The organism is Corynebacterium sp. MSK039, assembly GCF_030232315.1.
GTDB lineage: Bacteria > Actinomycetota > Actinomycetes > Mycobacteriales > Mycobacteriaceae > Corynebacterium.
Genome location: NZ_JASPJL010000054.1, coordinates 1 through 286 on the forward strand (window position 1 = coordinate 1; position 286 = coordinate 286).

A 286-nucleotide genomic window follows, 5' to 3' on the forward strand; every position below is an offset into this window, starting at 1 on the left:
CCCTAGAGATGATGGGGTTGATAGGCCAGATCTGGAAGCACTGTGAGGTGTGGAGGTGACTGGTACTAATTGGCCGAAGTGTAACAAACCACACAATCCGTTGTTGGTTGTGTGAAGCACACACAATGGTGAACATCCATGGGGATGGAATACTCGCGTCTGTTATGCAGTGTCTGGAATGACACGGCACACCAGCACCATGTTGTGTGGTGGTTGGGTGTGTGTTGTTCTGTTGTGTTTGTCGGTGGTTTTTGCGGTGGGGTCACGCCCGGTCCCTTTCCGAACC

At 52.1% G+C, this 286-nt stretch carries 1 rRNA gene; it reads left to right on the top strand.

Annotated elements, in window-relative coordinates:
* Window positions 1–88: ribosomal RNA gene (locus QP997_RS09800) — 23S ribosomal RNA — on the top strand; the annotation flags it as partial.
* Window positions 89–286 lie beyond the last annotated feature (198 nt).